Origin of the sequence: Kribbella sp. NPDC050281, assembly GCF_040655855.1 — a bacterium.
Classification (GTDB): Bacteria; Actinomycetota; Actinomycetes; order Propionibacteriales; family Kribbellaceae; genus Kribbella.
Genome location: NZ_JBFAKS010000029.1, coordinates 77,960 through 100,285 on the forward strand (window position 1 = coordinate 77,960; position 22,326 = coordinate 100,285).

Below are 22,326 nucleotides of genomic sequence, written 5' to 3' on the forward strand. Positions count from 1 at the left end.
GGCGATGATCGGCACGGAGGGGACAGCAGCACGCACGAATACCGGCGTGGTGTACGCGGAGGACGTCGTCCGCGTGTACGGCGAAGGCGACACCGAGGTCCGGGCCTTGCGCGGCGTGAGCGTGCAGATCGATCCAGGACAGCTCACCGCGGTGATGGGACCGTCCGGCTCGGGCAAGTCCACGCTGATGCACATCCTGGCCGGGCTGGACCGGCCGACGTCGGGCTCGGTACGGATCGACGGGATCGAGATCACGACCCTCGGTGACGACGCGCTGACCAGGCTGCGGCGTCAGCACATCGGTTTCATCTTCCAGTTCTTCAACCTGCTGCCGATGCTCAGTGCCCGCGACAACATCGTGCTGCCACTGACGATCGCCGGCACGAAGCCGGATCCGCAGTACTTCGAGGATCTGGTCGAGCGGGTCGGACTCGGCGACCGCCTCGAGCACCGGCCGGCCGAACTGTCCGGCGGCCAGCAGCAGCGGGTGGCGATCGCGCGGGCCCTGGTGTCACGGCCGACGGTGGTGTTCGCCGATGAGCCGACCGGCAACCTGGACTCGCGGACCAGTGGCGAGATCCTCGCGCTGATGCGCGGCTCGGTCGACGAGTACGGCCAGACCACAGTCATGGTCACGCATGACGCCCGCGCGGCCGCGATGGCCGACCGGGTGCTGTACCTGGCCGACGGCGAGATCGTGAAGGAGACGGGTCGGTCCAGCCAGCACGAGATCCTGCAGATCATCGACACGCTGGACCTGCAGTGATCCGGTTCGCGGTCCAGGGGTTGCTGGCCCGCAAGCTTCGCTCGGCGCTGACCGCGATCGGCGTCGTCCTCGGCGTCGCGCTGATCTCGGGCACGTACGTGCTGACCGATTCGATCACGTCCGCGTTCGACTCGATCTTCACCGAGAACTACAAGAACACCGACGCGGCGATCACCGGGAAGACGGCGTTCGACGCGGCCGAGGACGGGACCGTCACCGCGCCGCCGTTCGACGCCGGACTGCTCACGCAGGTCCGGGAACTGCCCGAGGTCGGTGCGGCCGGGGGCGCAGTGGCCGGCGAGGCGCAACTGATCGGCAAGGACCGCAAGGCGATCGTCTTCGGCGGCGCCCCGAACCTCGCGTTCAGCGTGGATCCCGCGCTGCCGCAGTTCAACTCGCTCACCCTCGTCTCCGGTGCCTGGCCCGCGCCGGGCGAGGTCGTGATCGACACGCACAGCGCGCAGGAGAAGGGATTCGCGGCCGGCGACTCCATCGGTGTGCAGGCGCGTGGGCCGGCCGAGCAGATGCGGATCTCCGGGTTGGTCGAGTTCGGCGCGGTGTCGTCGATCGGCGGTGCGACGCTGGCCGGGTTCGAACTCGGCACCGCGCAGAGGTTGCTCGACAAGGCCGGCAAGCTGGACCAGATCCTGATCGCGAAGAAGGACGGAACCAGCGAGCAGCAACTGCTCGACGCGGTGCGACCCATCCTGCCCGAGGCGACGCAGGTCCGGTCCGCCGAGGACCAGGCGGCCGAGGACGCGGCCGGGACCAGCGGTTTCCTGAGCTTCCTGCAGACGTTCCTGCTGGTGTTCGGCGGGATCGCGCTGTTCGTCGGCTCGTTCGTGATCGCCAACTCGCTGTCGATCACGATCGCCCAGCGGACCCGCGAGTTCGCGACCCTGCGCACTCTCGGGGCCTCGCGCCGCCAGATCCTCGGCACCGTCGTCCTGGAAGCGCTGGTGACCGGGCTCGTCTCGGCGGTGGTCGGGCTGTTCCTCGGGCTCGCGATCGCAACCGGGCTGTTCAAGCTGTTCGACGCGGTCGGTTTCACCCTGCCGAACAACGGACTGGTCTTCCAGACCCGGACGATCATCGTCGCGCTGGTGGTCGGCGTACTGGTCACCGTACTGGCGAGTCTTCGGCCTGCGTGGCGCGCGACTCGGGTGCCGCCGATCGCCGCGGTCCGCGAGGGCGCGACGCTCATGCCGGGTCGCTGGAACCGCTACCGCCCGCTGGGGGCGGCCCTGCTCGCCGGCGTCGGGATCGCGCTGGTGCTGAGTGGATTGTTCGTCGACGGATTGTCGACCACCGCGCTGCTGTCGTTGCTCGGTGCCGGCGTACTGCTGCTGTTCATCGGCATCGCCCTGTTCTCCGCCCGTCTCGTCCGGCCGCTCGCCGCTGTGTCCGATCCCGTCGCCCGCTGGTCGGTCGTCGTACTGACCGCGATCGCCTGGCCGATCTTCTTGTTCCCGCTCTGGCTGGTACGACGGCTCCTAGGGCGGCCCGCCGAGTTCCCGCGAGTACTCCCTGACGGACCCGCGGTCGCGATCGGCGGCCAGAACAGCCGGCGCGATCCGCATCGGACGGCGTCGACCGCCGCCGCGCTGATGATCGGACTCGCGCTGGTCACGCTGGTGGCCACCTTGGGCGCGGGCATCATCAAGCCGTTCGAGCAGGCCGTGGACGGGATCTTCAGCGCCGACTACGCCATCACCGCGCAGAACAACTTCAGCCCGTTGCCGCCGACCGTCGCGGCCGCTGTGGCCGAAGTTCCGGCCGTCGAGTCCCAGACCAGCGTGCGCGGCGGCCAGGCGAAGGCGTTCGACAAGACGATCACGATCACCGCCGTCGATGCCGAGGCGCCCAGCCTGCTCACCTTCGACTGGCGGTCCGGCTCCCAGGCGTCGCTCGGCGAACTCGGTGCCGACGGCGCGATCGTCGATGCCGAGTACGCCGACACCCACGCACTCTCGCAGGGCTCACGGTTCGCGATGGAGACGGCGACCGGGAAGGTCCTGCAACTCCAGGTCCGTGGCGTCTTCCGCCCGCCGGCCGGCGGATCGCCGTTCGGCAACGTGACGATCTCGACCGAGACCTTCGACTCGACCACTTCGCAGCCGCTCAACATCTACACGTTCGTCAATATGCGCGGCGGTGTGACCGCGGAGAACACGGCCGCCCTGGACAGCGCGCTGAGCACGTTCCCGAACGCCAAGGCGATGACGCGGGAGGCCTTCAAGAAGGCGCAGACCGACAACGTGAAGAGCATCCTGAACGTCCTCTATGTCCTGCTCGCGCTCTCGGTCCTGGTGAGTCTGTTCGGCATCGTCAACACCTTGGTGCTGACCGTCTTCGAGCGAACCCGGGAGCTCGGCATGTTGCGCGCGATCGGGCTGACGCGCTTGCAGGTGAAGCGGATGATCCGGCAGGAGAGCGTGATCACCGCCCTGATCGGCGCGGTGATCGGGATCGTGCTGGGCCTCGTCCTCGCGTCGCTGCTGGCGTCCCGGCTGGACGAGATCACCTTCACGATTCCGGTTGGTCAACTGGTGATCTTCGCGGTCGTCTCGGTCGTGGTGGGCATCTTCGCCGCGATCTGGCCGGCCCGGCGCGCGGCCAGGCTGAATCCGCTCGAAGCGCTCCAGTATGAGTAGTTGTACTCACGAACGCTGATCCCTGGCGGTGTTAGCTTCCCGGACTGTGAAGCGAATCGCCGCCCCAGCAACCGTTCTCGCCTTCGTACTCGTCCTGACCGGCTGCTCGACTGTGGAGTCGAAGGACATCCGCACCAGCGGAATGACCGCAGGGATGGTCGTCACGCTGCCGGAGAACACCGACGAGGCCGACGTGAGTGCCTCGCTCCGCGTTGGCACGCTGACGTTCGTCGAACTCGGCGACGGCGAAGGGATCACCGCCAGCGGTGGCGGCGAGTCGGCCGAGCTGAAACACCATCGGTCCGCCGGTGTCACCAGCTACACCAACCGCCTGGACGGCGTGACCGCGGCCGGGACCGAAATCACCTTCAGCCTCAAACGCGGCGGCGACAACGAGTCCGCTCCGCAATCGACCGTCGTCCTGCCCGAGCGGGTCCGGATGGTCGCACCGGCCGCCGGTACGACGTTCTCGCGACGCAAGGACATCACCGTGCGGTTCAGCAGCGAGCCGTCGCAGTTGCCGACGAACCTCGGCTGGGCGGGTGACTGCGTGCAAGCGGGCAGCCTCGAACTCGAGCCCGGGCGGACGTCCGCGATCATCGCGCGGGGCTCGATCAAGCCCGTGACGACCACGCCGACCCCGGGCAAGAACAGCTCGCAGTGCCGGGTCCGGCTCACGCTCACGCGCCGTACCGAGGGGAAGGTGGACGGCGCGTTCAAGGACGGCTCGGTGACGGCGGAGTCCCAGTCGGTGCGGGACGTCGTCTCCGCTCCGTAATCGGACGGCGACACGCGGCGGTCACCCGTCCGCCGTTTCTCGGCTACCTTCACGAAGGGACAGGTATCCCTGCGGCAGCCAGCCTCGGGGACGTCCGCCCACCCCTCCGGAAAGGTTCCCCTCATGCGCCGCCTCCCCCGCGCGCTGCTTCCGCTTGCCCTCGCTGCCGGTCTCGTCGCCCAGGGACTGGTCGCCGCACCGGCCTCCGCTTACCGTGGCGACTTCGACGTCCAGGCTCACCGCGGCGGTCTCGGACTGACCGTGGAGAGCACGATCGCGTCCTTCTCGCACGGCCTCGAGCTCGGCGTCAGCACGCTCGAGCTCGACGTCCAGATCACCCAGGACGGGTACGCCGTGGTCACCCACGACCGCAAGGTCACCGGGTCCAAATGCCGCGACACCGCGCCGTACACGCCGAACGACCCGGAGTACCCGTACGTCGGCAAGTTCATCAACACGCTGACACTGAAGCAGGTCAAGCAGCTCGACTGCGGTTCGCTGCCGCAGGCGGGCTTCCCCGGTCAGCAGCCCGATCCGGGCGCCCGGATGCCCGAGCTGCGCGACATCTTCGCGCTGGTACACCGCTACCACGCGAACAACGTGAAGCTGAACATCGAGACCAAGGTCGAGGCGGGTGCACCGTCCGAGACCGCGCCGCGCGAGCAGTTCGTCCAGGTCGTCGCGCGCGAGGTCCGCATGGCGAAGATCGGCCGGCAGGTGACGATCCAGAGCTTCGACTGGGGTTCGCTGATGCGGATGCGCCAGGTCGCGCCGGAGCTGCCGCTGGTCGCGCTGACCAACTTCGACTTCCTCCAGGTCGGCCAGCCGGGCAAGTCGCCGTGGCTGGGCGGCCTGGACATCGACGACTTCGGTGGTGACCTGGTCAAGGCGACGAAGTCGTTCGGCGCGTCGGCGATCTCACCGGTGCACGGCTTCCCGCAGGACGGCAAGGTCACCGATCCGGACTACCGGCCGTACGTCACCGCGGACATGGTGAAGTCGGCGCACAAGGCCGGGATGAAGGTGATCCCGTGGACCGTCGACGACCCGCCGACCATGCAGGCGCTGATCGACGACGGTGTCGACGGGATCATCACCGACTACCCCGACCGGCTGCGTTCCGTCGTACAGGAGAACGGCTTCAGGCTCCCCAAGGCGTACGACGCTCCGGCCTTCCGGGCACTGCCGTCGGCGCATGCGCACAACGACTACGACCATCGGCGTCCGCTGCAGGACGCGCTGGATCGCGGGTTCAACAGCGTCGAGGCGGACGTGTGGCTGATCGACGGCGAACTGCGGGTCGCGCATGACCTGGACGACGCCGTACCGGGTCGCACGCTGGAGAGCCTGTACCTGAAACCGTTGGCCGATCGGGTGCGCGAGAACCACGGACAGGTGTACGAGCACGGGCGCGACTTCCAGCTGCTCATCGACATCAAGAGTGACGGGCCGTCGACGTACGCCGCGGTGGACGAGGCGCTGCAGAAGTATCGCGGGATCAGCACGGTCTTCATCAACGGGCGGGTGCTGAAGGGCGCGGTGACGTCGGTGATCAGTGGCAACCGGCCGCTCGACGTACTGAAGGCGCAGAAGGTCCGGTACGCCGGGTACGACGGCCGCCTCGGCGACCTGCAGTCGGGGATGCCCGCGTCGCTGATGCCGCTGGTGAGCGACAACTGGTCGAACGTGTTCACCTGGAAGGGCGTCGGTCCGATGCCGACCGACGAGCAGGTCAAGCTGCACGACATCGTGGTGACCGCTCACCACGCCGGCTACCGGGTGCGCTTCTGGGAGACGCCGGACCTGCCTGGTGCGGCCCGCGAGGCGGTGTGGACCGAGCTCAAGGCCGCCGGTGTCGACCACATCAACACCGACGACCTCCACGGGCTGGAGGATTTCCTGAGGCACTAGGCCGGAGAACTCCCGGTAGAGCGGTGCTCTACCGGGAGTCTCCCGTCAGTACAGGGCTCGCAGGCCCAGCACGTCCCCCTTGCCGAGGGTTCGTTCCTTGGTGTCACAGGCACTCGACGCCGTGTACATGGTCAGATTCGTGTGGCCGGAACCGACATGTCCCAGTCCGAAGACGTGACCGGCCTCGTGCGTGCCGACCTCCCGGACGTCGTACTGCGACGTGCACGTGCTCGGGCTGTCCGTGAAGTTGTAGTCGGTCGTGTTGTAGCGCACGTCGGCTTCCACGGTGAGGTTGGTGGCCTGGCCGGAAGGCTGGTACCACCAGCAGGTGGCCGCCAGGACGCCCGTCGACAGATTGCCCGCATCCCAGGTGCTCTCGCCGTCCGGCGTCGTACAGGTGGTGCTGGACGAGATGTCGGACTCGTAGGTCGTCGTTCCCATGTACTGGCTGAGGGCGCTCACCTGGTCGGTCAAACCGCAGTCGTTGTAGCTGCCGGTGATGTTGTTGATGACATCGGCGAAGGCCGCCTGCGCCTTCGACTGGGACAGTGCTCCCGGCATTCCACCGTCACCGATGTACCACTTGTACTTCGTGCCGAACCATTCCGTGCCGGTCAGAGAATAGGCTCCGTCACTGCACGCCGACGGCGAAGCCATGATGCCGGCGCCGCCGGCGTTGTGCTCCGTGGATTGTGGGTACGAAATCCGGCCGTCGTCGGAGACGGAGACCTGGAAGACCTGCTCCGCTCCCGTCGCGGAAACGGCCGCGACCCCCACTCCGTGCCCGGGAGCGGGGATCTCCACGCCTGCGTTGCCAAGACGCAGGACACGCCCCGTGGCCTGACAGTCGACGACGGAGGCTCCGGCCGGAAGATCCGCACGCGTCAGCGTCCCGAGACTCGGGACAGAACACGTCGATGCCTGCGCAGCGGTGCCGATCGGCAGCACGGCGGCGGACACCAGAACAGCCGGGAGAAGTGCCCTCACGGCTCCTCGAAAACTCATCATTGATAGCCCCTTCAGCGGAAATGACCAACGGGACCGTACTTCGCCAACAGGTCGGCAACAACGGAATTTCCGCCGGATCAGGGGCCATTCGGAGCCGAATCTGCTCTCGGCATAACGACATACTGCGGGGATTGAGAAAGCGTGATGTCAATTCTTCGGTGCCGGCGTGATCTCGGTGAGGCCGGTGACGTCGCCGCCAGTGCGGAAGGCCTTGCGTTGCCTCACCGCGCCGTTGCCGTCGGTCAGGATCCGTTGGATGCCGTCGGTCACCAGGTCGAGCGCGTCGAGCTCCTGCAGGGCCGGCTCCACGTGCCGCCGCAATCGCCCAACCACCTCGGCCATCGGCAATGACTCGGCCGTGCGAACGTCCAGGCCGTTGCCAGTCATCCCGTCGCGTGCGGCCAGCCAGTACGCCGCCCGCAGTACCTCCGGCTCCAGCGACGGACCGTTCGTACCGTCGTCCAAGGCAGTCATCACCAGCGCACGAATGAGAGTGGCCAGCAGCACGGTCTCGTCGACAGTCAGCGGTACGTCGCTGACCCGAACCTCCACCGTCGGCAGGTGCGAGGACGGCCGGATGTCCCAATAGACCATCCGCTCGTCGATGAGCGTGCCCGCCGCCAGATGCATTGCCACCAAGGCGTCATAGTGCTCGACCGACTCCAGGTACGGCGACGGACCGGCACACGGCCAGCGGGTCGTCATCAACCAACGCCAGCTCGCGAAGCCTGTGTCCTGGTCGAGGTAGATCGGTGAGTTCGCGGTGAGCGCTAGCAGCGCAGGCAGCCAAGGCCGCAGATGGTTGCTGACGCGGACCGCCGTCTCTTTGCCGGACACGTCGACATGGACGTGACAACCGCACACACCCTGCTCGCGCGCCAGCAGACCCCACTGCCCTGCCAGCTCCTCGTACCGCGGTTTCCGGGTGATCGACTGGGCCGCCTGCCCGTGCGGCGGTACGGCGATCGCCAGCAGCCGGGCGCCCTCACCTGCGGCCGCGTCGGCGAGCTTGGAACGCATGTCGGACAAGTGCCCACGCAACTCGGTCGACGTCTCGCAGACCGGCGTGTTGATCTCGACCATGGCCCTGGTCAGCTCGAGCTCGACATCGAGATCCTGCACGCCCGCCACGACAGCCTTGCTGCGCGGGAGTGGATGACCGGTGGCGGACACGAGCAGTAACTCTTCCTCCACCCCGAAGAACGGTAGCCTCACCCTCGGCCGGTACCCGACGGCAAACCGGTTAGGCTCTGCCGCGTGACTCTGCCGACCATCACCGCCACACGCTACGTGTTGCCGTTGCGCGAGGGCGGTTCGCTGCCTGGCGTTGTCGAAGGCAACGATCTCGGCACGTACGTGATCAAGTTCCACGGCGCCGGCCAGGGCCCGAAGGCGCTGGTGGCCGAGATCATCGTCGGCGAGCTGTTCCGCCGCCTCGGCCTGCGGGTGCCGGAGCTCAAGCTGATCCAGCTCGACCCGGCGATCGGCAAGTCCGAGCCGGACTTCGAGATCCAGGAACTGCTGATCCGTAGCGCCGGCCTGAACCTGGCCGTCGACTTCCTGCCCGGCTCCTTCGGGTACGACGGTTCGGCCGGCAACCCGGGCGACCAGGCGATGGCCAGGATCCTGTGGCTGGACGCGTTCGTCGCCAACGTGGACCGATCCTGGCGCAACACGAACCTGCTGGTCTGGCACAAGAACCTCTGGCTGATCGACCACGGCGCCGCGTTGTACTTCCACCACTCCTGGATGCCGGCCGAGAAGTTCGCCGCCCTCCCGTACGACGCCTCCGACCACGTGTTCTCGGTCGCGACATCCGACGTACCCGGGGTGGACGCGGAACTGGCGACTGCGATCACCCCTGAGCTGCTGACCGAGGTGATCGGGCTGGTGCCGGACGAGTGGCTGGACGACGGCGATCGGGAGCGGTACCTCGACTATCTGACCGCCCGGCTGGACAAGCGGTCCGCCTGGCTTCCGGGCGGTGCGCGATGACTGAGCTGGTGCCTTTCGACTACGTCATTCTGCGGGCGGCGCCGCGGATCCAGCGTGGTGAGTTCATCAACGTGGGCGCAGTGCTCTACTGCCGGGCAATGGACTTCTTGGGCGCCGCGTGGGACGTCGATCCGGACAGGCTCAAGGCGCTGGATCCGGCCGTCGACGTGGACGTGGTGTGCGCATCGCTCGAGCACATCCGCGCGATCTGCGCCGGCGATCCTGCCGTCGGGCCGGCCGCGGCGACCGGGATCGGCGAGCGCTTCCGGTGGCTCGCCGCGCCCCGCAGTACCGTCGTCCATCCCGGTCCGATCCACAGCGGGCTCACCAGCGACCCCGCCGCGGACCTGGACCGGCTCCTCGACGCCTTCGTGCGTTAGCCGAGGGCTTTGGAGACGACCTCCCGGGCCTGCTCGAAGACCAGCTCGAGGTGGTCGGCGCCCTTGAACGACTCGCCGTAGATCTTGTAGAGGTCCTCGGTCCCGGATGGCCGGGCCGCGAACCACGCCGACTCGGTGGTGACCTTCAGCCCACCGATCGCGGCGCCGTTGCCGGGAGCACTCGTCATCCGGTCCAGGATCGGCTCACCCGCCAACTCCGTCGCAGTGACCGCGTCCGCGGACAGGGCCGACAGCTTCGCCTTCTGCTCCCGCGTGGCCGGAGCGTCCACCCGTGAGTACGCCGAGGCGCCGAACCGCTCGACCAGCTTCGCGTGGGCCTGCGACGGCGTCTCGCCGGTGACCGCGGTGATCTCACTGGCCAGCAACGCCAGCAGGATGCCGTCCTTGTCCGTGGTCCACACCGTGCCGTCGAAGCGCAGGAAGCTGGCGCCCGCCGACTCCTCGCCACCGAAGCCGACCGAGCCGTCGATCAGCCCCGGGACGAACCACTTGAACCCGACGGGGACCTCCCACAACCGGCGGCCGAGGTCGGCGACCACCCGGTCGATCAGCGAGGACGACACCAAGGTCTTCCCGACCGCGACGTCCGGATCCCACTGGCGGTTGGCGAACAGGTACGAGATGGCGACGGCCAGGTAGTGGTTCGGGTTCATCAGGCCGGCGTCCGGCGTGACGATGCCGTGCCGGTCCGCATCCGCGTCGTTGCCGGTGGACACGTCGTACCGGTCCCGCTGGGCGACCAGCGAGGCCATCGCGTACGGCGAGGAGCAGTCCATCCGGATCTTGCCGTCATGGTCCAGCGTCATGAACGACCAGGCCGGGTCGATCCGCGGGTTCACCACGGTCAGGTCGAGGCGGTGCCGGTCCGCGATCGCGGCCCAGTAGTCCACACTCGCGCCGCCGAGCGGGTCGGCGCCGATCTTCACGCCGGCCGTGCGGATCGCGTCCAGGTTCAGGACCGACGGCAGGTCGTCGACGTAGTGGCCGACGTAGTCGTACTCCCCCGCCTGCGACCTGGCCTGGTCGAACGGCGTACGTCGTACCTCACGATTGCCGCCGGCGATCAACTCGTTCGCGCGGGCAGCGATCCAGCCGGTCGCGTCCGAGTCCGCCGGTCCGCCGTGCGGCGGGTTGTACTTGATCCCGCCGTCCCGCGGCGGGTTGTGCGACGGCGTGATGACGATGCCGTCCGCACCGGCCCCGGCGCCGCGGTTGAGTCGGAGGATCGCGTGCGATACCGCAGGGGTCGGCGTGAGCCGGTCCGCGCTGTCGACGAGCGTCTGTACGCCGTTGCCCGCGAGCACCTCGAGCACGGTCCGCCACGCCGGCTCGGACAGGCCGTGGCTGTCCCGGCCGACCAGCAGCGGCCCGGCCGTCCCCTCACCGGCCCGGTACTCGCAGATGGCCTGCGTGATGGCCAGGATGTGCGCCTCGTTGAAGGCACCGTCGAGGCTCGAGCCACGGTGGCCCGAGGTCCCGAAGACGACCTTCTGGGCGGGGTTGTCCACATCCGGCGTGATCTCGTCGTACGCCGTCAGCATCGCCTCGACATCGACGAGGTCCTCGGGCTGAGCTGGCTGGCCTGCGCGTGGGTGCATGACCTCATGCAACAAGCCCACGCCCCGGAGCACAACTCCGGCGGCCCGTATCTCAGCTGACGTACGGCGTGAGCAGCTGATCGACCGGTGCGTAGTCGTCGGTCAGCACCGGCGCGTTGCCGACGAACCCGGTCAGCTCCTGCTGCACCTGCATCGCCGGTCCGACCTTGGCCGCGATCGCCGCTGCCTCGATCGGCCGGTCCGAAGCGACCAGCACGAAGTTGCCCCCGCTCTGCCCCGCGAGCTCGTCCTTGCGCGCAACCACGGCGACCTGCGGGAACTCGGCGGCGACCGTCGCGATCTCCGCCTTCAGGAACGCGGCCTCGCCGAAGTCGATCACGTTGATCAGGTACACCCCGTCCGGGCGCAGTACCCGGCGTACGTCGGCGACCAGCTCGCGCGTCGTCAGGTGCCACGGCACCGACAGACCGCTGAACGCGTCCATGATCACCAGGTCGCGGCTGTCCGTCGCTTCGTCGCGCACGCCGAGCCGGCCGTCGCGGACGACCACATCGAGATCCGGTCCGGTCCGCACTCCGAGCTCCTTCTTGTCCAGCTCGACGACCGCGGAGTCGATCTCGTACACCTTGTTGTGGGTGCCCGGCCGGGTCGCGGTCAGGTACCGCGGCATGGTGAGCCCGCCACCGCCGACATGCAGCACGTCCAGCGGCTTGGCGGCCGGCCAGCTGCCATCGATCGCGGCCGCGAAGTTCTTGATGTACTCGAACTCCAGATGCCTCGGGTCGTCCAGGTCGACGTACGAGTGCCGCAGCTGGTCGAGGTACAGCGTCCTTCCACCCTCCCGGCTCGGATCCGCCACCACGCGAGCACAGTGGTACGCCGTTTCCACCTCACACGGCCGGGGTGCGACGACGGTCAGCGTGGCACCGATCAGCGCCAGCGCCACCGGCTTCACAGCCGCCTGACGACCTCGCAGTACGACGGTCAGCGCGGCACCGGCGACGACCAGCAGACCGCCGAGGGTGAGCACGATCGTGCTGATCGGGGTCTTCGCCACGAACACGAAGCCGGTCAGCACGGTGCCTGCGATCCCGCCCACAGTCGCGTACGCCGACAGACGGCCGACCACCGTGCCGGTCTCGGCCAGTGACTCCAACCGCAGCTTGGTCACCATCGGCGTCACCGCCGCCAGCAGCGACGCGGGCACGAACAGTGCGATCGCGAGCACGAGGAACACCAGGTCGGTGCTGCCGCCACGCAACGCCTCACCAGTCCAGCGCACGACTGGAAGGACCAGCATCACCAGCGCACCGGCGAAGATCACCAGCGGACCGAGCGTCCGGACCGGCGGCACCGCGTCCGCGAAGCGACCACCGAGCGCGGCGCCCGTCGCGATCGCGGCGAGCGCGACGCCGATCACCGCCGTGTTCGTCTCCAGCGTCAGCCCGATGTACGGCGCCACGAGACGCAAGGAGACCAGCTCCAGCACCATCACAGCGCCCGAACTCCCGAACGCCAACGCGATGGCCAGTCGCGGCCCGACCCCACCCTTCACCATCGCGTCACCCTACCCGGGGAAGCTGTCGATCCGGAGCGCGTTCGTTCGTCATCATGAGCAAAGGAGGTAGTGATGGACTCGACGACCAGCGCAGAGCTGTACCGCGCGACCCGGGAACGGGTGACCGCTGCCGTCCGCGGTCTCGACGCGGCCGACCTGGACCGCCAGGTGCCGGCCTGCCCGGAGTGGACCGTGCACAACCTGGTGTCCCACCTCGCCGGAGTGGCAGCCGACTTCGCCGCGGGCAACGTCGAGGGTGCGCCTCGGCCGCCCTGGACCGCGGTTCAAGTGGACGCACGGCGCTCGATGCCGATCGACGCCATCCTCGACGAGTGGGCCGAGACCGGGCCGGCACTCGAGCGGGTGATCCTCGGTGAGACCACCTCGAATCCGCTCGTGTGCAACCCGTGGGTCGACTCAGGAACACACGAGGCGGACCTGCACGGAGCACTCGGGACCGGGCGACGACCACCGTCGGAGCTGTGGATCGGCACACTGGAGTGGCTGCTGTCGGATCCGCCGTCGGAGGGCGTGGAGGGGTCGCTTTCGATCGTCACGCCGGATGGGACCTATCAGCTCGGATCGGGCGATCCTGTCGCCGAGGCGCGGACTTCGTCGTACGAGCTGTTCCGGGCGGTCTTCGGCCGCCGCAGCGACACACAGGTCCGGTCGTGGACATGGTCGTCACCTGAGCACGCCGATCTCTGGAGCCCGGAGATCCCGCACCTGCAGCAGACCGACGTGGCACTCACCGACTAGGTCTCGTCGAGCCGGGCGATCAGGGTCTTCGGTGCGATCTGGCGGTAGGCGTCCTCGACGATGTCCTCGAGGTGTCCCCAGTCGATGGTTTCGACGTCCAGGTACACCCCGAGCCAGCCGCGGTGGCCGACGTACGGCGGCCGGTAGAAGTGCTCCGGATCCTCCTCGACCAGCGACTGCTGGACGCCGGGCGGCGCCGCGCACCAGAACCCGACCCGATCGTCGTGGTGCTGGTCGGCGTACATGACGAACACCTTCTTGTCCCGGACGAACCACGTCGGCTCGCCGTGACTCAGCCGCTCGGTCGCCTCCGGTAGTGCGAGGCAGAGCGCCCGTACCCGCTCCAGGACGTCCATCCATACGCTCCTTTCACCGTCGTGGGCCCGGCACCACGACGCCGGCTTCATAGGCGTACACCACGACCTGTGCCCGATCCCGCAGGTCCAGCTTGGTCAGGATGTTGCTCACGTGCGACTTCACCGTCTGTTCGGCCAGCACCAGCTCGTCCGCGATCTGCCGGTTCGTCAGTCCGCGCGCGACGAGCCGCAGTACGTCGGTCTCCCGCGGTGTGAGGTGGACCGGAGTGATCGGCACAACCGGTTGGACCTTCGCGAAGTCCTCCACGAGCCGGCGAGTGACGGACGGAGCCAGCAGCGCGTCGCCGGCCGCGACCACGCGGACCGCCGCGGCCAGCTCATCGGGCGACGAGTGCTTGAGGAGAAAGCCGCTCGCACCGGCTCGGAGCGCGGCGTACACGTAGTCGTCGAGGTCGAAGGTCGTGAGCATGATGACGCGCGGCGGCTCGCCCGGTGTCGCATCCGCGAGGATCCGGCGGGTGGCGGCCAGGCCGTCGAGCACGGGCATCCTGACGTCCATCAGGATCACGTCCGGTTCGAGGGACTTGGTCAGTTCGATCGCCTCGGCGCCGTCACCGGCCTGCCCGACGACCTCCAGATCCGGCTGCGCGGCGAGCAGCGCGCTGAACCCGGCACGCACGACCTCCTGGTCATCCACCACCAGCACCTTGATCGCCACTCGCCGCCACCTCCCCGACCGGTAAGGCCACCTCGACCAGATAACCGCCTTCGGGGGTCGCACCGGTGCTCACGACACCGTCGACCAACGCGACCCGCTCCCGCATGCCCACCAGTCCGTGCCCGCTGCCGGGTGTCGGCTGAGCCATCCCTGGGCTGTTCCACACTCTGATGGCCAGGTCGCCGCCTGACCGCCGTACCTTCACCCTGATCGCGGCCTCCGGCGCATGGCGTACGGCGTTGCTCAGTGCCTCCTGGATCACGCGGTACGCCGTCAACTCGACGGCCGGATCGAGTCCGTCAGGGATCGCGGACTCGAGTTGCACGTCCGCGCCGGCTCGACGGGTGCCGGCGACGAGTTCGTCCAGCTGCTCCAGGCCGGGCTGCGGTCCAAGCTCGCCGATGGGTGGTTGCTCCAACGGCTGGTCCCGGAGCAGCCGGAGTACACGACGCATCTCGGTCAGCGAGGAGCGCGCGTCATCGGCGATGGCCGCGAACTCCTGCTGTACGTCGTCCCGCAGATCCGTCAGCCGGTGCGGCGCACTGTCAGCCCGCACGACCACGACGGACAGGTGGTGGGCGACGACATCGTGCAGCTCGCGCGCTATCCGCGCCCGTTCCTGCAGCCGCGCCCGCTCTGCGCGCTCGGCCTTGCTGATGCCTTCCTGCTCGACCAGACGGCGGCTGGTCTCCGCGCGTGAGCGGAGGAGGTCAGCAACCACGACGGCGATCGCCGTGAGCACGGCCGCGGTCAGCAGCCCGGGCCAGCGAGCGCGGTCCGGCGACAGCCCCGCGGCAACCACGCCGACGACTTGGGCGACCGCCCACCAGCCAACGAGCTCCCGACGCCCGATGGCCCGCGCCCCGGTGATCGCGAGGACGAACGAGTAGCCGAACACTGCAGTCACCGCCCACGGCCATGGCTCGTCCACGCTCACCGGTGTGGTGACGGCAGCCGTGATCGCCGTGACGACCACCGACACGGCCAGCGCGGCCCGCGGCTGCGGCCAGGCCAGCGCGAGTCCGAGCCCACGCGCCAGACCGAGTGCCAGCACAGCCCCGAGCGGTACGTCGTAGTGCTGGCCGAGATCCATCACCGTGAGCACGACCAGCGCGGCGACACCGAGACCTGCCACCCAGGCCCAGCGTCCGCGCGGCCAAGGGCCGAGGACCTGCTGCTCACCGGTCACGGTCGGACTCTTTCACAGTTGCTCGATCCAGGCCCAGAAGAACAGCAGGCCACCGGCGCACACGGTGATAGTTGCCGGAAGCACCCACCATCCGGCTCGCAGGCCGTAGAGCCGCCGGATCAACGCGACGTGCAGCAGCGCGATCCCGCGAAGCACGAACGGCAACGCGAGGATGATCGGCACAGCGACCGCCGCGTGCACAGCCCAGGCCCCGGCCTTGGTCGGGCCACCCCAGGTGCCCGGACCGAACGGCCCGTTCTCCACGAACCCGAAGAACGGGCCTCTGACGACAGCCATCACCCAGAGCAGGCCGAGGAACCAACTCAGCAGACCCAGGATCGAACTCATCAACCCGTGCCCGAAGACCGCGGCAACGACCGGCCGCCGTTCCTGCTGCTGGAGCCGGGCCGGCCTCGACCATCGGCCGTACGCCTTGTCGTTCGCCCCGATCACCGCGTCGGCCATCGTCAGCGCGCCGGTCGGCGCGAGCAGAGCGTCGTACCGGATCGAGCGCAGCAACCGGCTGATCAAGCGTGACCTGTGCTCGGACAGCGGCTCGTTCGCGTGCATTCCGCCAGTGGTTTGTGTGTCCGTCATCGTCGCTCCCTCGGTCTCAAGTCCTGAGATCGAGGCTAGGAATCGGCGGCCGCCGGGACATCCGGCCAGAGAGCCAGCTCGCATCCAGTACTGCGGTAGGGGACGCACTGTGACCCAGGTCACAGTGACAACGGTCCGTGCGACAGCGTTACACGGTCAGTGCCGGACGGCGTCAACGACTTCGGTACACATCCTGAGCGCCCCGATGGTGCGAGCGGCCACGCCGCGCCCGACTGGAGGTTCGGACACCATGCGCATTCGGAACCTGGCGGTGACCGCCACGCTGATCCCGGTTCTGCTGCTCGCCGGCTGCGGCACCGACAGCAACGCCGACGTCGCCGCCTCGTCGCCCGGCGCCAAGAAGGCGTCCAGGCACGGGCTGGCCGAGGAAGGCCTGGCCGGACAGGTCGTGGGGGCCGGCGACCCGGTGGTGAGCGCCTACTACGACTACCGCTCGGCGCTGGACCAGATGATGCGCAGCGGCGGCCGCACGATCACCCAGCTCAAGCCGGTGATGACGCCGAAGGTCTTCCAGGCGATCAGCGCGCAGGCCAGGTACTTCCGCACGAAGAAGCTGCACAACACCGGCACGACCAAGGTCCTGTGGGCCAAGCGGACGCTCGCCGCGAACGGCGTCATCATCTCCGCCTGCTACGACACCACCGCGGCGCGCACCGTCGACGCGAAGGGCCGCTCCGTCATTCCTGCCACGACGCCCACGCGCTGGCTGGACCAGATGCGGGTCCAGCAGCTCGAAGGCCGCTGGGTCGTGGACGGCGGCACCACCACTCCCAACGCCTGCTGACCTGGACCCCGGGCTCCCGGGCACCGTCTCCGTTCGCTGCCACCCGGCACACCTCGCGACCGGAGCGCAGCAGCGCGGAGAAACCCCTCTCCGCGCTGCTGCGTTGTCAGCTACGGATGGCGGACCATCTGCCGCAGCAGGGCCTCTACGGCGCCCTTGAGGTCGGTGTCATGTTCAGGACCGGACCACACGACTACGCACCCCTTGTCGCCGAGCTTTGCGGCGATCAGCTCGCGCGCCGGCGTCGGGTCTCCCTGGTTCAGTACGACGACCAGCCGCCGGCCATCGCGCTGCAACCGGTCCAGCAACGGCGGCAATGTGGACCCACGGAACAGACCGGGGTCGCTCTTCACCTTCGTCTCCACCATCACGCCGCGGCCGCGCACCACCAGCAGGAAGTCGGCCCGGTCCCGGGTGAACTCGCGATCGTGATAGATCCGCGCCTTCGGCCACAACCGTTGCAGCGCCTCGTCGACCTCGGCGTCGTACCGCGCTGCCAGCCGGCTCACCCGTGAGCTCGTCCCGCGCGGCCGGAAGGACTCCGGCGTACGGCGATCGGCCCGCCGCCGCCCGAACAGCGGCCGCAACCAGCGCTTCCATCGCGTGTCGATCATCGGACCCCTCGACCTAGCCGGCACTCACAACCCAGTCTCCCCACCGGCCGGCCAGGCCCAACCGCGCCCACCCCGATCGTGACCGCACCTCAACACAGCAGAGATCCCGCGGACGGGTGTCGCGGGACCTCTGCGGTTCTCGTGCTGTGCGCGGTCAGGTGTTCTTGATCGCCGAGATCTCGATCTCCAGCGTGACCTTCTCGCTGACCAGCACGCCGCCGCCCTCGAGGGCCGCGTTCCAGCTGACGCCGAAGTCCTTGCGGTTGATCACGACGGACCCCTCCAGGCCGACCCGCTCGTTGCCCATCGGGTCGGTCGCCGAGCCGGTGTACTCGAACGCGATCTCGACCGGCCTGGTCACCCCGCGGATCGACAGGTCGCCGGCGACCGTGAACGTCTCGTCCCCGGTCTGCTTGATCGAGGTCGACACGAACGTGATCTCCGGGTGCGTGTCCATGTCGAGGAAGTCGTTGCTGCGCAGGTGCTCATCGCGCTGACTGTTGCGCGTGTCAATGCTCTTGGCCTGGATCGTCACCCGCCCCGACGAGTTCGCCGGGTTGTCTCCGTCGAGGTGCGCCGAGCCCTCGAATTCGTTGAACGACCCCCGTACTTTCGTCACCATCGCGTGCCGGGCGACGAACCCGATCCGCGAGTGCGCTGTGTCGAACGTGTAGTCGCCGGTCAGTGCGCCGTACTGGTTGGCCATCGAGGCTCCTCCAGAGAACTAATTGAAGTTTGCATAGTCCACTTTTCACCCAATGCGCCTGGATGTCCACCCTCAGTACGAGGCGTGTCCGGGCCTGGCAGAGAATTGGTCGTCAGTCAGGAAGGGATGGGTTCTTGGCGCACTGGAAGGTGCACTTCAGGTCGGGTCCGAGCGACGTGTTCCGCGCATTGAGTACGCAGGCCGGCCGGTCGCGGTTCTGGGCGGTGGAGGCCGGGGAGGCCGACGGGGTGATCCGGTTCATCCTGCCCGACGGACGCACCGAGGACGCCCGGGTCGAGGAGGCGGTCCAGGACCGGCTCTACCGGCTGCGGTACTTCGGCAGTACCTGGACGTTCACGCTGGTTCCGGACGAGTCCGGCGGCACGGACCTGACGCTCAGCTGCGACGACGCCCAGGACGGCAGCGACCACGTCTCACTGCTGCTCCGGCTGAAGGCGTTGGTCGATTTCGGCGTCGATCTGCGCAACCACGACGCCGGCCGGACCGCGGCGTACGTCGACAGCTGACCGTTGCCGCCAGCAACCATACGGCGATATTCGGTTGCGGCATCAAGGGCCGGCCGGTTCTCATGGCTGGTCGAAGGATCGGAGGACTGTCGTGGAACCGCTCAGCGTCGAGGAGATCAGACGCTCGTTCGTCAACTCAACCAAGAGCCTGGTCAAGGCGATGACGCCGCCGCCCGGCTTCACCGAGCTCCCCTGGGAGTCGCTGGACTTTCTGGGCTGGCGCGACCCGAAGGCGCCGAACCGCGGGTATCTGGTGGTACGGCGCGACGGCGGTGTGACCGGGATCGCGGTGAACACTCAGGCGACCGGCAAGCCGCGGCGCGGGACCGGCCTGTGCGACCTGTGCAACACCGCCCACCACGTGACCGACGTGGCGCTGTTCGCCGCGCGGCGGGCAGGTACGGCGGGCCGGGAGGGCAACACGGTCGGGACGTACATCTGCGCGGATCTGGCCTGCTCGCTGTACGTCCGCGGGCTGCGCGAACTCGAGGTACCGCAGGGCGAAACCGCGCCACCGCAGGTCCGGGCGGAACGGCTGGCCACGCGACTTGAAACTTTCGTAAATCGAGTGCTCGTCTGAGCTTCCCCAGCGGGTCCGGCCCACTACGCTTGAGTCGTAGACCGGCCCGCGGGCGAAAGGGAGAGCGAGTCGCGATGACTGAGTTCAGAATCACGCACGAGATCCACGAGGTTCACCCGGACATCCGCGAGAAGCTCACCCAGACAACGATCGAGGCGATCAACGAGTCCAGTTCCCGCTCCGCCGAGGACGCCGCGCTGGTGCTGCGCCACAAGCTCGGTGAGATCGGCGTTCACATGAGTGAGGACGCCTGCCTGGCCGCGATCGAGCGCATCCGCTCCGGCAAGCAACTCCGCTTCGAAGTAGAGCGCGAAACCGCCGAAGCCGAGGACTGACTCCGGCGGATCCCGGCCGACGGCAACAGCTCAGCTGGTGCCTGGAGTCAGGTCGTCCGAGGTCAGGAGGGCGTGCAGCATCAGACCGGCCTCGGCGAGTGGGGCCGGGGTCGTGGGGTTGCGGTTGATGACGCAGAGGGCGTCGGTGATCTCGGCGCCCAGCGCGCGGAGGTCGTTGGTGGACAGCACGATCTGACCACCGGTCGTGACGACGTCCTCGACGATCGTCACCCGCTTGCCGGCGGTCTCGGCTCCCTCGGCCAACCGGCGGGTCCCGTAGGCCTTGGCTTCCTTCCGCACGAACGCACACGGCAGCCCGGTATGCCGCCCCAGCGCGGTCACCACCGGGATCCCACCCATCTCCAGCCCGGCCAGCACCTCGGTCCCCTCCGGCACGAGCGGCACCATCGCCTCGGCCACCGCATCCAGCAGCACGGGATCAGCCTCGAACCTGTACTTGTCGAAGTACTCCCCCGTGACCTGCCCCGACCGCAGCACGAACTCCCCGGTCAGATGGGCACTCGCGTAGATCCGCCGCCCCAGCTCGCTCAATTCCACGCCGGAACCCTAACCCGCACTCGCCGGGCGCCGCCTGTCAGCCGGCCCGGCGCTGAGGCTCGGGCCGGATGAGCCGGCGGAAGTCTTCGGTGGAGATGATCGGGATGTTGAGGTCGCGGGCGGCCCGGGCTTTGACCGACAGGCTGTCCACGTCCGCTGCCACCACGAACGTCGTATCGGGGCGGACGAACTCCTGCGGCACGAAGCCGGCCGCCACCGCGCGATCCCACCAGACCTCACGCGCCTCGACCATGTCACCGGTGAACACCAGCGAGCTCCCCAGCGGGAACCCGTCTGCCCCAGGACGGGGAGGTACGACGTACCGCCCGGAGCTGGCTCGCAGCAGCGCGTCGTCCACGTCGGATGCCCGATGCCCGAGCATCACCGCCACCTGGTCCAGATCGCTGCGCTGCTCCGGCGTGATCTGACCACCGTCCCACGAGGCTCCGGCCAGCGCGGACACGTAGTACCGATGGAGTTCGTCGACCTGGGATCGGGTCAGGCCGAGGTCCGTCGCGGCCTGCACGAGCTGGTCGGCGTCGGCCGCGGTGATCTCGCGGTTGGCGAGGATCATGTCGAGCAGCGCCAGATACGAGTCGGCCTGCGGTGGCTCGGGGACGCGCGGCAACTGATCGACGAGTCGACTCATCCATCCGTGTCGTCCACCGGCATGCACCGGCCGGACGGTCGGCGGGACGTCGGAGCCGGGCAACACCGGCCACCGCAGTCCACGGATCTCCTCGTACGCCCACTGCCACGGCGGCGGCGCCGGAAACGACTGCAGATACCGACCGAACAGCTCAGCTGTCGCCCGTGTGTCCGCGAGCGCGGAGTGCCACCCCTCGATCGAGATCCCGGCCGCCGCACAACATGCGCCGAGCGTCCGCTTCGCCCCCGGATACAAATAACCGGCCAGCGCCATCGTGCACATCGACCGCTCGGTGATCAGCGGCACCGCGAACCCCAGCCGCGCGAACTCCGCCCGCAGGAAGCCCAGATCGAACTCGACGTTGTGCCCGACAACCATCCGCCCCGCGAGCAACCGACCGAGCTGCCGCGCGATGTCCCCGAACTCCGGCGCGGCCAGCACGTCGGCGGTCAGGATCCCGTGAATGTGTTGCGGTCCCAGATCGCGCTGCGGATTCAGCAACGTCACCCACTCGTGCTCGACCCGGCCGCGCGCATCCAGCAGCACCACGGCGATCTCGATCACCCGATGCCGATGACTCGGCAGCAAGCCGGTCGTCTCGGTGTCGATGACGGCGTACATCCGTGGGGCCCTCCTCCGGCTCGGTTACCGACCCAGAACAACCCAATCACACGCCACGGACAGTTTCGGCCGCATCACTCCGCCGGGATGTCGACCGCGATCTCGTCCCCCAGCTGAGCTCCGTGCGCCAGCTCGAGCTCGTCGCCACTCCAGAACCGCCCCGGGTCGTACCAGTTCGCCGGCCGCCCGCGCAGCAACCCCATCTCCTCGTACGTCACCGCGACCACCTCCGCGCAGTACGCCGACTCGAGCTCCAGCTCCCGCGATCCACGCCGGAACGCCGGCACCCGCCCACGCACCCACCGCGACGCCAGCCGAGCCGTCGACGGGAACGGCGTACCGTCCAGCCGCGCCACAGTCCGCAGTACGGCGTCCTCCATCGACCGCGTGACAGGGTGGTCGAGCTGCCGCATCCAGGCCTGCTGACCGTACTTGCGCACCCACACGAGTACGGCGTCCCGCAGATCGTGCAACTGCACTCCGCGATGGTGGGTCCCGCTCCACATGTCCGGGAGCGAACGGCCCAGTTCGGCGTGCCACATCAGCGGCGGCAGATCCTCGATCACGATCGCCATGCCGACGTGGTTCACCGGGCTGTTCGTGGTCAGCTGGATGGCGCGATCGGCCGTGCTTCCACCGCGGAACAGCCAAATGTCACCTGTTCGTGTCAGTTCCGTAGCGTCATCCAGTGCTATCCGGCTCTCCACGAAGCTAGGTTAGT

Annotated in this window: 24 protein-coding genes; 11 read left to right on the top strand and 13 right to left on the bottom strand. The window is 68.5% G+C overall.

The features are described 5' to 3' along the window. The first annotated feature begins 4 nt into the window (after window positions 1–4). The 4 genes from AB0I34_RS28310 to AB0I34_RS28325 all read left to right on the top strand — a co-directional run bounded on the left by AB0I34_RS28310 (window position 5) and on the right by AB0I34_RS28325 (window position 6,109). Entirely contained in the window at window positions 5–766 is a 762-nt protein-coding gene (locus AB0I34_RS28310; RefSeq protein WP_360450741.1) for an ABC transporter ATP-binding protein, read from the top strand. Next, window positions 763–3,420 carry an FtsX-like permease family protein gene (locus tag AB0I34_RS28315; RefSeq protein ID WP_360450744.1) on the top strand — a complete coding sequence of 886 codons (2,658 nt, stop codon included), beginning with the start codon at window positions 763–765 and terminating at the stop codon, window positions 3,418–3,420. Before AB0I34_RS28310 ends, AB0I34_RS28315 begins: the two co-directional genes overlap by 4 nt. A gap of 46 nt (window positions 3,421–3,466) precedes the next feature. Beyond that, window positions 3,467–4,198: a hypothetical protein gene (locus tag AB0I34_RS28320; protein ID WP_360450747.1), complete on the top strand. Its 732-nt coding sequence runs from the start codon at window positions 3,467–3,469 to the stop codon at window positions 4,196–4,198. A 123-nt stretch (window positions 4,199–4,321) separates the two neighbouring features. Then, on the top strand, window positions 4,322–6,109 hold the full coding sequence (locus tag AB0I34_RS28325) for a glycerophosphodiester phosphodiesterase family protein (RefSeq protein WP_360450749.1): 1,788 nt from the start codon (window positions 4,322–4,324) through the stop codon (window positions 6,107–6,109). 45 nt (window positions 6,110–6,154) lie between these two features. Here the strand turns inward: AB0I34_RS28325 and AB0I34_RS28330 are convergent, their stop codons facing one another. Both AB0I34_RS28330 and AB0I34_RS28335 read right to left on the bottom strand, forming a co-directional pair. Then, window positions 6,155–7,096, bottom strand: a complete 942-nt coding sequence (locus tag AB0I34_RS28330; RefSeq protein ID WP_360450752.1) for a matrixin family metalloprotease — start codon at window positions 7,094–7,096, stop codon at window positions 6,155–6,157. Between the two features lie 168 nt (window positions 7,097–7,264). Further along, the gene (locus AB0I34_RS28335) at window positions 7,265–8,332 is read right to left on the bottom strand and encodes a glutamate--cysteine ligase (RefSeq protein ID WP_360450755.1); all 1,068 of its coding nucleotides are present in this window, start codon (window positions 8,330–8,332) and stop codon (window positions 7,265–7,267) included. Between the two features lie 42 nt (window positions 8,333–8,374). Here AB0I34_RS28335 and AB0I34_RS28340 point away from each other — a divergent pair, with 42 nt between their 5' ends. Beyond that, complete coding sequence (locus AB0I34_RS28340; protein WP_360450757.1) at window positions 8,375–9,112, top strand: HipA family kinase; 738 nt, start codon at window positions 8,375–8,377, stop codon at window positions 9,110–9,112. Beyond that, window positions 9,109–9,492 carry a DUF3037 domain-containing protein gene (locus AB0I34_RS28345; RefSeq protein ID WP_360450759.1) on the top strand — a complete coding sequence of 128 codons (384 nt, stop codon included), beginning with the start codon at window positions 9,109–9,111 and terminating at the stop codon, window positions 9,490–9,492. The genes AB0I34_RS28340 and AB0I34_RS28345 overlap by 4 nt, the downstream gene beginning before the upstream one ends. Here the strand turns inward: AB0I34_RS28345 and pgm are convergent. Together pgm and AB0I34_RS28355 are read right to left on the bottom strand one after the other, a co-directional pair. Further along, the gene (gene pgm / locus AB0I34_RS28350; RefSeq protein WP_360450762.1) at window positions 9,489–11,111 is read right to left on the bottom strand and encodes a phosphoglucomutase (alpha-D-glucose-1,6-bisphosphate-dependent); all 1,623 of its coding nucleotides are present in this window, start codon (window positions 11,109–11,111) and stop codon (window positions 9,489–9,491) included. The two genes, AB0I34_RS28345 and pgm, sit on opposite strands and share 4 nt — an antisense overlap. Window positions 11,112–11,163: 52 nt before the next feature. Beyond that, complete coding sequence (locus AB0I34_RS28355; protein ID WP_360450764.1) at window positions 11,164–12,630, bottom strand: fused MFS/spermidine synthase; 1,467 nt, start codon at window positions 12,628–12,630, stop codon at window positions 11,164–11,166. Between the two features lie 72 nt (window positions 12,631–12,702). Here AB0I34_RS28355 and AB0I34_RS28360 point away from each other — a divergent pair, with 72 nt between their 5' ends. Next, window positions 12,703–13,389 carry a maleylpyruvate isomerase family mycothiol-dependent enzyme gene (locus AB0I34_RS28360; protein ID WP_360450766.1) on the top strand — a complete coding sequence of 229 codons (687 nt, stop codon included), beginning with the start codon at window positions 12,703–12,705 and terminating at the stop codon, window positions 13,387–13,389. On the opposite strand, the gene AB0I34_RS28365 is transcribed toward AB0I34_RS28360, so the two are convergent. From AB0I34_RS28365 to AB0I34_RS28380, 4 genes are read right to left on the bottom strand one after another with little or no spacing between them, the layout of a single operon-like run. Next, window positions 13,386–13,745: an MmcQ/YjbR family DNA-binding protein gene (locus tag AB0I34_RS28365; protein WP_360450768.1), complete on the bottom strand. Its 360-nt coding sequence runs from the start codon at window positions 13,743–13,745 to the stop codon at window positions 13,386–13,388. The two genes, AB0I34_RS28360 and AB0I34_RS28365, sit on opposite strands and share 4 nt — an antisense overlap. Window positions 13,746–13,758: 13 nt before the next feature. Further along, window positions 13,759–14,424 (bottom strand): response regulator transcription factor, encoded by a 666-nt coding sequence (locus tag AB0I34_RS28370; RefSeq protein ID WP_360450771.1) that lies wholly within the window; start codon window positions 14,422–14,424, stop codon window positions 13,759–13,761. Then, window positions 14,396–15,613: a histidine kinase gene (locus AB0I34_RS28375; protein ID WP_360450773.1), complete on the bottom strand. Its 1,218-nt coding sequence runs from the start codon at window positions 15,611–15,613 to the stop codon at window positions 14,396–14,398. The genes AB0I34_RS28370 and AB0I34_RS28375 overlap by 29 nt, the downstream gene beginning before the upstream one ends. A 12-nt stretch (window positions 15,614–15,625) precedes the next feature. Then, window positions 15,626–16,210, bottom strand: a complete 585-nt coding sequence (locus AB0I34_RS28380) for a hypothetical protein (RefSeq protein ID WP_360450775.1) — start codon at window positions 16,208–16,210, stop codon at window positions 15,626–15,628. A 250-nt stretch (window positions 16,211–16,460) separates the two neighbouring features. Here AB0I34_RS28380 and AB0I34_RS28385 point away from each other — a divergent pair, with 250 nt between their 5' ends. Next, window positions 16,461–17,015 (top strand): hypothetical protein, encoded by a 555-nt coding sequence (locus tag AB0I34_RS28385; protein ID WP_360450777.1) that lies wholly within the window; start codon window positions 16,461–16,463, stop codon window positions 17,013–17,015. A gap of 110 nt (window positions 17,016–17,125) precedes the next feature. Here AB0I34_RS28385 and AB0I34_RS28390 read toward each other — a convergent pair whose 3' ends face one another. Both AB0I34_RS28390 and AB0I34_RS28395 read right to left on the bottom strand, forming a co-directional pair. After that, a complete protein-coding gene (locus tag AB0I34_RS28390) occupies window positions 17,126–17,629 on the bottom strand; it encodes a hypothetical protein (protein ID WP_360450779.1) in 504 nt (167 codons plus the stop codon). Between the two features lie 154 nt (window positions 17,630–17,783). After that, window positions 17,784–18,335 carry a YceI family protein gene (locus AB0I34_RS28395; protein ID WP_360450782.1) on the bottom strand — a complete coding sequence of 184 codons (552 nt, stop codon included), beginning with the start codon at window positions 18,333–18,335 and terminating at the stop codon, window positions 17,784–17,786. 134 nt (window positions 18,336–18,469) lie between these two features. Here AB0I34_RS28395 and AB0I34_RS28400 point away from each other — a divergent pair, with 134 nt between their 5' ends. The 3 genes from AB0I34_RS28400 (at window position 18,470) to AB0I34_RS28410 (ending at window position 19,777) form a co-directional block, all read left to right on the top strand. After that, a complete protein-coding gene (locus AB0I34_RS28400) occupies window positions 18,470–18,862 on the top strand; it encodes a hypothetical protein (protein ID WP_360450785.1) in 393 nt (130 codons plus the stop codon). Window positions 18,863–18,953: 91 nt separating this feature from the next. Beyond that, window positions 18,954–19,442: an FBP domain-containing protein gene (locus AB0I34_RS28405; RefSeq protein ID WP_360450788.1), complete on the top strand. Its 489-nt coding sequence runs from the start codon at window positions 18,954–18,956 to the stop codon at window positions 19,440–19,442. Window positions 19,443–19,516: 74 nt separating this feature from the next. Further along, entirely contained in the window at window positions 19,517–19,777 is a 261-nt protein-coding gene (locus AB0I34_RS28410) for a hypothetical protein (RefSeq protein WP_131364398.1), read from the top strand. Window positions 19,778–19,807: 30 nt separating this feature from the next. Here the strand turns inward: AB0I34_RS28410 and AB0I34_RS28415 are convergent, their stop codons facing one another. From AB0I34_RS28415 to AB0I34_RS28425, 3 genes are all read right to left on the bottom strand, one after another. Beyond that, window positions 19,808–20,335, bottom strand: a complete 528-nt coding sequence (locus tag AB0I34_RS28415; RefSeq protein WP_360450792.1) for a phosphoribosyltransferase family protein — start codon at window positions 20,333–20,335, stop codon at window positions 19,808–19,810. Window positions 20,336–20,372: 37 nt separating this feature from the next. Next, complete coding sequence (locus AB0I34_RS28420) at window positions 20,373–21,605, bottom strand: exonuclease domain-containing protein (protein ID WP_360450795.1); 1,233 nt, start codon at window positions 21,603–21,605, stop codon at window positions 20,373–20,375. 74 nt (window positions 21,606–21,679) lie between these two features. Then, window positions 21,680–22,312: a hypothetical protein gene (locus AB0I34_RS28425; protein WP_360450798.1), complete on the bottom strand. Its 633-nt coding sequence runs from the start codon at window positions 22,310–22,312 to the stop codon at window positions 21,680–21,682. Between the last annotated feature and the right edge of the window lie 14 nt (window positions 22,313–22,326).